The organism is Streptomyces sp. NPDC058221 (assembly GCF_042882365.1).
In the GTDB taxonomy this organism is placed as follows: Bacteria; Actinomycetota; Actinomycetes; order Streptomycetales; family Streptomycetaceae; genus Streptomyces.
In genome coordinates, this window is sequence record NZ_JBHVWF010000029.1 from 63,644 (window position 1) to 70,403 (window position 6,760).

7 protein-coding genes are annotated in these 6,760 nt (G+C 68.4%); 4 read left to right on the top strand and 3 right to left on the bottom strand.

Annotated features, from left to right (window positions below):
- Window positions 1-2 precede the first annotated feature (2 nt).
- The 4 genes from ACFVW8_RS12765 to ACFVW8_RS12780 are packed head-to-tail and all read left to right on the top strand — an operon-like array spanning window position 3 to window position 4,142.
- Entirely contained in the window at window positions 3-1,334 is a 1,332-nt protein-coding gene (locus ACFVW8_RS12765; RefSeq protein ID WP_389689037.1) for an ABC transporter substrate-binding protein, read from the top strand.
- Window positions 1,334-2,227, top strand: coding sequence for a carbohydrate ABC transporter permease (locus ACFVW8_RS12770; RefSeq protein ID WP_389689039.1), 894 nt, complete (start codon window positions 1,334-1,336; stop codon window positions 2,225-2,227). The genes ACFVW8_RS12765 and ACFVW8_RS12770 overlap by 1 nt, the downstream gene beginning before the upstream one ends.
- The gene (locus ACFVW8_RS12775) at window positions 2,224-3,078 is read left to right on the top strand and encodes a carbohydrate ABC transporter permease (protein WP_389689041.1); all 855 of its coding nucleotides are present in this window, start codon (window positions 2,224-2,226) and stop codon (window positions 3,076-3,078) included. Before ACFVW8_RS12770 ends, ACFVW8_RS12775 begins: the two co-directional genes overlap by 4 nt.
- Window positions 3,079-3,113: 35 nt before the next feature.
- On the top strand, window positions 3,114-4,142 hold the full coding sequence (locus tag ACFVW8_RS12780; RefSeq protein WP_389689043.1) for a hydroxyacid dehydrogenase: 1,029 nt from the start codon (window positions 3,114-3,116) through the stop codon (window positions 4,140-4,142).
- Window positions 4,143-4,271: 129 nt separating this feature from the next.
- Here the strand turns inward: ACFVW8_RS12780 and groL are convergent, their stop codons facing one another.
- The 3 genes from groL to ACFVW8_RS12795 form a co-directional block, all read right to left on the bottom strand.
- Window positions 4,272-5,894, bottom strand: coding sequence for a chaperonin GroEL (gene groL / locus ACFVW8_RS12785; RefSeq protein ID WP_389689045.1), 1,623 nt, complete (start codon window positions 5,892-5,894; stop codon window positions 4,272-4,274).
- Window positions 5,895-5,996: 102 nt separating this feature from the next.
- Window positions 5,997-6,305, bottom strand: a complete 309-nt coding sequence (gene groES, locus ACFVW8_RS12790) for a co-chaperone GroES (RefSeq protein WP_024490209.1) — start codon at window positions 6,303-6,305, stop codon at window positions 5,997-5,999.
- A 270-nt stretch (window positions 6,306-6,575) separates the two neighbouring features.
- On the bottom strand, window positions 6,576-6,760 hold a 185-nt coding region (locus tag ACFVW8_RS12795), incomplete at its 5' end, for a hypothetical protein (protein ID WP_389689047.1).

Consider the following 6,760-nt stretch of genomic DNA (forward strand, 5'->3'; position numbering starts at 1 on the left):
CTGTGAGCCGCAGTTCGAGCAGAACGTCCCTCGCCGTAGTCGGCGCCGCCACTGCCCTCGCCGTTCTCACGGCCTGCGGCGGCAGCGGTGACGACAAGTCGTCCGCCGCCGGAAGCGACGGCAAGCCCGTCAGCATCACCTTCTGGGGCTGGGCCAAGGGGTCCAAGGAGGTCGTTGACGCGTTCAACGCCTCGCAGAAGAACATCAAGGTGGTGTACGAGGAGATCCCGTCCGGCAACGCCGGCGGCTACGCCAAGATCTCCAACGCCGTGAAGGCGGGCAACGCCCCGGACCTGGTCTCCATCGAGTACCCGCAGCTTCCCGAGTACGTCAGCCAGGGCGCGCTCCAGGACATCGGCCAGTACTTCACCGAGGACATCAGGAAGAAGCTGCTGCCGCAGGCAGTGGAGCTGACGACGCTCGGCGGCAAGAACTGGGCCGTCCCCTTCGACGCCTCGCCGCAGTCCTTCTACTACCGCAAGGACCTGTTCAAGAAGTACGGCGTCGAGGTCCCCAAGACCTGGGACGACTTCCGCAAGGCCGCCGAGAAGGTCAAGAAGGCCGACAAGAAGGCCCGCATAGGCACGTTCTTCCCCGACGACCCGACCACCTTCCAGGCGATGGCCTGGCAGGCCGGCGCCCAGTGGTATAAGCCCGAGGGCGACACCTGGAAGGTCGACACCACCGACGCCGCGACGAACAAGGTCGCCGACTACTGGCAGGGTCTGCTCGACGACGACCTGATCCGCGCCAACGCCTCGTTCAGCCCGGAGTGGACCAACTCCCTCAAGAACGGCGGCACCGTCGGCTACCTCGGCGCGGCCTGGAGCGCGGGTGTCCTCAAGGGCACCCTGCCCGAGCAGAGCGGCAAATGGGCCGTCGCCCCGATGCCCAGCTGGGACGGCAAGCCGGCCAGCGGCATGCTCGGCGGTTCCACCTTCGCGGTGACGAAGACCAGCAAGAAGGCCGAGGCCGCGGTCGAGTTCGCCACCTGGATGTCGACCACCGAAGAAGGCATCAAGGCCCGTATCGAGTCCGGCACTTCGAGCGCCTTCCCGGCCGCCGCGTCCCTGCGCCCGGTCGCGAAGAAGGCGTTCGACGCGGACTTCTACGGCGGTGAGGACATCTTCCAGGTGTTCGAGGACGCCGCGACGTCCATCGGCCCGAACTGGAGCTGGGGTCCGACGACCGGCACCACGAACACCACGATGAAGGACCAGTTCGGCAAGGTCGCCAGCGGCGGCACCACGGTCAAGGAGGCCGTGAAGGCCGGCCACGACGCCACGGTCGCCGAGCTGAAGAAGCGCGGGCTGAAGGTCGAGGACGCAGGCTGATGAAGCACGCCCGGACGACCAGAGCCGCCGCCATCCTGCTGGGGCCCTTCTTCGTACTGTTCACCTTGGCCATGGTGCTGCCGATCGGATACGCGGTCTGGCTCAGCCTGTTCACCGAGAAACAGTCCGGCCTGGGCTTCGGCGGCACCGAGACCGTCTTCAGCGGCCTCGACAACTACACGGCGGCCCTGGGCGACCGGGCGTTCCGCGAGGGCTTCGGCGTACTCCTCGGATACTGCCTGTTCTACATTCCGCTCCTGCTCGTCGGGGCCCTCGCTCTCGCCCTGCTGCTCGACTCCACGCTGGCCCGCGCCCGCCGCTTCTTCCAGCTCGCGCTGTTCCTGCCGCACGCCGTGCCCGGCATCATCGCCGCGCTGATCTGGGTGTACCTGTACACACCGCAGCTCAGCCCGGTGGTCAGCGCCATGGAGTCCGGCGGCATCGGCTTCGACTTCTTCTCGCCCGACGGGGCGCTGCCCTCCGTCGTCAACATCGCGCTGTGGGAGTGGCTCGGCTACAACATGGTGATCTTCTACGCCGCGTTGCAGGCCATCGACCGCTCCGTACTCGAAGCGGCGACGGTCGACGGGGCGGGCGCCTGGCGCATCGCCCTCGCCATCAAGGTCCCGCTGATCCGCGCCTCGGTCGTGATGGTCGCGCTGTTCACCGTCATCGGCTCGCTCCAGCTCTTCACCGAACCACTGATCCTCAACAAGGGGACCGGCTCCGCCGTCTCCTCGACCTGGACGCCGAACATGTACGCGTACACCGCGGCCTTCGAACGCAACGACTACGGCCTCGCCGCGGCCGCATCCATCCTGCTGGCGCTCACCGCCGCGCTGCTGTCCTTCGTCGTCACCCGCTTCACCGGCCGGAAGGGCAAGAAAGCATGAGTTCCCCCGCCTCCCGCGGCCGCTGGATGTCGAAGACCGCGGTCAACGGCTTCCTGCTGCTCGCCGTCGTCTACATGCTCTTTCCGCTCGTCTGGCTGGTCACCGCCGCGACGAAGGACACCGGTGGTCTGCTCGCCGGCAACGCGTTCTCCTTCGACGGGTTCAACCTCGGCGAGAACCTGTCGAACCTGGCCTCCTACGGCGACGGCATCTACTTCCGCTGGTACCTCAACAGCCTCGGGTACGCGGGCGGCGGTGCGCTCGTCTGCTCGCTGATCTGCGTCGCCGCGGGATACGCCTTCGACAAGTACGCCTTCAGGGGCAAGGACCAGCTGTTCGGCCTGGTGCTGATGGGCGTGCTCGTCCCCACCACCGCGCTGGCCCTGCCGATGTATCTGCTGGCGTCCAAGGTCGGTCTGGTGAACACCTACTGGTCGGTGCTGATCCCCGTGCTGGTCAACCCGTTCGGTGTGTATCTCGCCCGGGTGTTCTGCTCGGGCTACATACCGAACGAGGCGCTGGAGGCAGCCCGTATCGACGGGGCGGGTGAACTGCGCACCTTCTGGTCCGTCGGTCTGCCCATGGTCATGCCGGGCTTCGTGACCGTGTTCCTCTTCCAGTTCACCGCGATCTGGAACAACTTCTTCCTCCCTCTCGTGATGCTCTCGGACCGCAAGCTGTTCCCGCTGAGCCTCGGGCTGTACTCCTGGAACACCAACACCCATGGTGAGCCGAGCTTCTACCCCCTCGTGGTCACCGGATCGCTCCTCGCCGTCATTCCCCTGATCGTCGCCTTCGTCTCCCTTCAGCGGCACTGGAAGGCGGGACTGACCGCCGGAAGCGTCAAGTGACCGTCCACGTGAGCCCGAGGAGTACGAGTTCCACCATGCCGCACGCCACTGACAACCGGCCCAGGGCCCTGCTCGCGATGGGTCCCGGCATCGCCGGCCGCCTCCTCGCCGAGCGCCACCACACCCGGCTGGCCGCCCTCACCCGTACGGACACCCGCCTCGTCGCCCACGATCTGGCGGACCCGATTCCAGAGGTGGCCGCCGCGCTCGCCGAGGCCGAGGTGCTGTTCACCTGCTGGGGCGCTACGCCGCTCACCGTGCCGGTGCTGGACGCCGCACCCCGGCTGCGGGCGGTGGTGCACGCGGCCGGCTCGGTCAAGCACCACATCACCGACGCCTGCTGGGAACGCGGCATCGCCGTGACCTCGGCGGCCGGGGCCAACGCCCTGCCGGTCGCCGAGTTCACCCTCGCCGCGATCCTCTTCGCGGGCAAACGCGTCCTGCACTCCGCGGACCGCTATCGTGCCCTGCGCGCCGGCCACGACTGGCTGGCCGAGCTGGACGGTTCCGGAAACTACCGCCGCACGGTCGGCATCGTCGGAGCGTCCCGCATCGGCCGGCGGGTGATCGAACTGCTGCGCCCCTTCGATCTGGACGTCCTGCTGTACGACCCGTACGTCGGCGCGGAACGGGCGGCGCAGCTCGGTGCCGGGCTCACCACGCTCGACGAGCTGTGCGCGCGCAGTTCGGTGGTCTCGGTGCACGCCCCGCAGCTTCCGGAGACGCACCATCTCATCGGTGCGGCCCAGCTGGCGGCGATGCCCGCGGGGGCGACGCTCATCAACACCGCGCGGGGGTCGCTGGTCGACGAGGACGCGCTGCTCCCCGAGGTGACGAACGGCCGGCTGCACGCGGTGCTGGATGTGACGCATCCCGATCCGCCCCGGGCGTCCTCGCCGTTCTACGATCTGCCGAACGTTCTGCTGACCCCGCATGTCGCGGGCTCGCTCGGCAATGAGCTGCACCGGATGGCGGACCAGGCCCTGGACGAGCTGGAACGCTTCGCGTCCGGGCGGCCGTTCGCGGACCCGGTCCACGGGGACGCGCTCTCGCGCTCGGCGTAACCATTCAAGCCTCATATGCGAGGCGAGCCCAGGTACCGGGCGGGCAGCCCGGACGGAGGCCCGACAAGCAAAAGGCCCGGCCCCCCTCGCGGGGTACCGGGCCTCACCGCTTGCGCGGACAGCTACACGCTAGTGCGAGTGACCGTGGCCGTGACCGGCCTCGGCCTCTTCCTCGGCCGGCTTCTCGACGACCAGGGTCTCGGTCGTGAGCAGCAGCGACGCGATGGACGCGGCGTTCTCCAGCGCGGAGCGGGTGACCTTGACCGGGTCGATGACGCCGGCCTTCACCAGGTCGCCGTACTCGCCGGTCGCGGCGTTGAAGCCCTGACCCTTGTCGAGCTCGGAGACCTTCGAGGTGATGACGTAGCCCTCGAGGCCCGCGTTCTCCGCGATCCAGCGGAGCGGCTCGACGGCGGCGCGGCGCACGACCGCGACACCGGTGGCCTCGTCGCCGGTCTTGCCGAGGTTGCCCTCGAGGACCTTGACGGCGTGGACCAGAGCGGAGCCACCACCGGAGACGATGCCCTCCTCGACCGCGGCGCGGGTCGCGGAGATGGCGTCCTCCAGACGGTGCTTCTTCTCCTTGAGCTCCACCTCGGTGGCCGCACCGACGCGGATCACGCAGACACCGCCGGCCAGCTTCGCCAGGCGCTCCTGGAGCTTCTCGCGGTCCCAGTCGGAGTCCGTGGACTCGATCTCGGCCTTGATCTGGTTGACGCGGCCGGTGACCTCGTCGGACTTGCCGCCACCGTCGACGATGGTGGTGTCGTCCTTGGAGACGGTCACGCGACGGGCGGTGCCCAGCACGTCCAGACCGGCCTGGTCGAGCTTGAGGCCGACCTCCTCGGCGATGACGGTCGCACCGGTGAGGGTGGCGATGTCGCCGAGCATGGCCTTGCGGCGGTCACCGAAGCCCGGGGCCTTCACCGCGACGGCGTTGAAGGTGCCACGGATCTTGTTGACGACCAGGGTCGACAGGGCCTCGCCCTCGACGTCCTCGGCGATGATCAGCAGCGGCTTGGAGGCACCGGCCTGGATGACCTTCTCCAGGAGCGGCAGCAGCTCCTGGATCGAGCCGATCTTGCCCTGGTGGATCAGGATGTACGGGTCGTCGAGGACGGCCTCCATACGCTCCTGGTCGGTCACCATGTACGGCGACAGGTAGCCCTTGTCGAAGGCCATGCCCTCGGTGAACTCAAGGTCCAGACCGAAGGTGTTGGACTCCTCGACGGTGATGACACCGTCCTTGCCGACCTTGTCCATCGCGTCCGCGATGAGGTCGCCGACCTGGCTGTCCTGCGCGGAGAGCGCGGCCACGGCGGCGATGTCGGACTTGTCGTCGATCGGGCGGGCCGTCGAGAGGAGCTCCTCCGACACGGCCTTGACCGCGGCGTCGATGCCCTTCTTCAGGGCGGCCGGGGACGCGCCCGCGGCCACGTTGCGCAGGCCCTCGCGGACGAGTGCCTGGGCGAGAACGGTGGCGGTGGTCGTACCGTCACCCGCCACGTCGTTGGTCTTGGTCGCCACCTCCTTCACCAGCTGGGCACCGAGGTTCTCGTACGGGTCGTCCAGCTCGACCTCGCGCGCGATGGTGACACCGTCGTTGGTGATGGTGGGAGCACCGAACTTCTTGTCGATGACGACGTTGCGACCCTTGGGGCCGATCGTCACCTTCACCGTGTCGGCAAGCTTGTTGACGCCGCGCTCGAGGGCGCGACGGGCGTCCTCGTCGAACTTCAGGATCTTCGCCATGGAGCTGAACTGTCCTCTCAAAACAAGAACTGCGCCCCTCGCCGCCCGGCTAGTTATTTCGCAGGGGGCCAGGGGCGCAGAACAGAAGCAAACGTGGGTGAATTACTTCTCGATGATCGCGAGCACGTCGCGAGCCGAGAGAACGAGGTACTCCTCGCCGTTGTACTTCACCTCGGTGCCGCCGTACTTGCTGTACAGCACGACATCGCCGGTCTTGACGTCGAGCGGAAGGCGCTCGCCGTTCTCGAAGCGGCCCGGGCCCACGGCCAGGACGACGCCCTCCTGGGGCTTCTCCTTGGCAGTGTCCGGAATGACCAGGCCGGAGGCCGTGGTCTGCTCGGCGTCGAGCGGCTGGACCACAATGCGGTCCTCGAGCGGCTTGATCGCAACCTTGGTGCTGGTCGACACGATCCGGTCTCCCCCTTCGGAGATCTCACGGGGTTAACAGTCTTTGGGTGGCGACCAGGTGGGCCCGTCGTCGCGGGTGCCGGACCTGCCGGTCGCACAGTACTGCTGGCACTCTCCAGTGGGGAGTGCCAGCACTGAGACTATGACCGCGGTTAGCACTCGGTCAAGCGGAGTGCCAATTCACGCCCCTCGTGGCGTCCAAGGGGTACGACGCCACGGCCGGACCGGGCCGCCCTCCGGAGAACGCTTCGCACGCCCGGACCGTTCCGGCCATCACCCGTGACCGCACCCCGCCCCCGGGCCCGCGCCGTCGCGCGGGACCGGGCCGTCCGGCCACCGGCGCTCCGGCCGGACGGGCGGACGGGTGCGCCAGGACTCCGGCGAACGGCCGCAGGAGACGACGACCATCGCCCCCGGCGCCCCGTGGTCGCCGCGCACCGCGGCGGTGCGCGCCGCCG

Bases quoted from the DNA above. Each gene is read 5' to 3' on its own strand.
- ACFVW8_RS12775 (WP_389689041.1), top strand. From the start codon at position 2,224: ATGAGTTCCCCCGCCTCCCGCGGCCGCTGGATGTCGAAGACCGCGGTC.
- ACFVW8_RS12770 (WP_389689039.1), top strand. From the start codon at position 1,334: ATGAAGCACGCCCGGACGACCAGAGCCGCCGCCATCCTGCTGGGGCCC.
- groL (WP_389689045.1), bottom strand. From the start codon at position 5,894: ATGGCGAAGATCCTGAAGTTCGACGAGGACGCCCGTCGCGCCCTCGAG.
- ACFVW8_RS12780 (WP_389689043.1), top strand. From the start codon at position 3,114: ATGCCGCACGCCACTGACAACCGGCCCAGGGCCCTGCTCGCGATGGGT.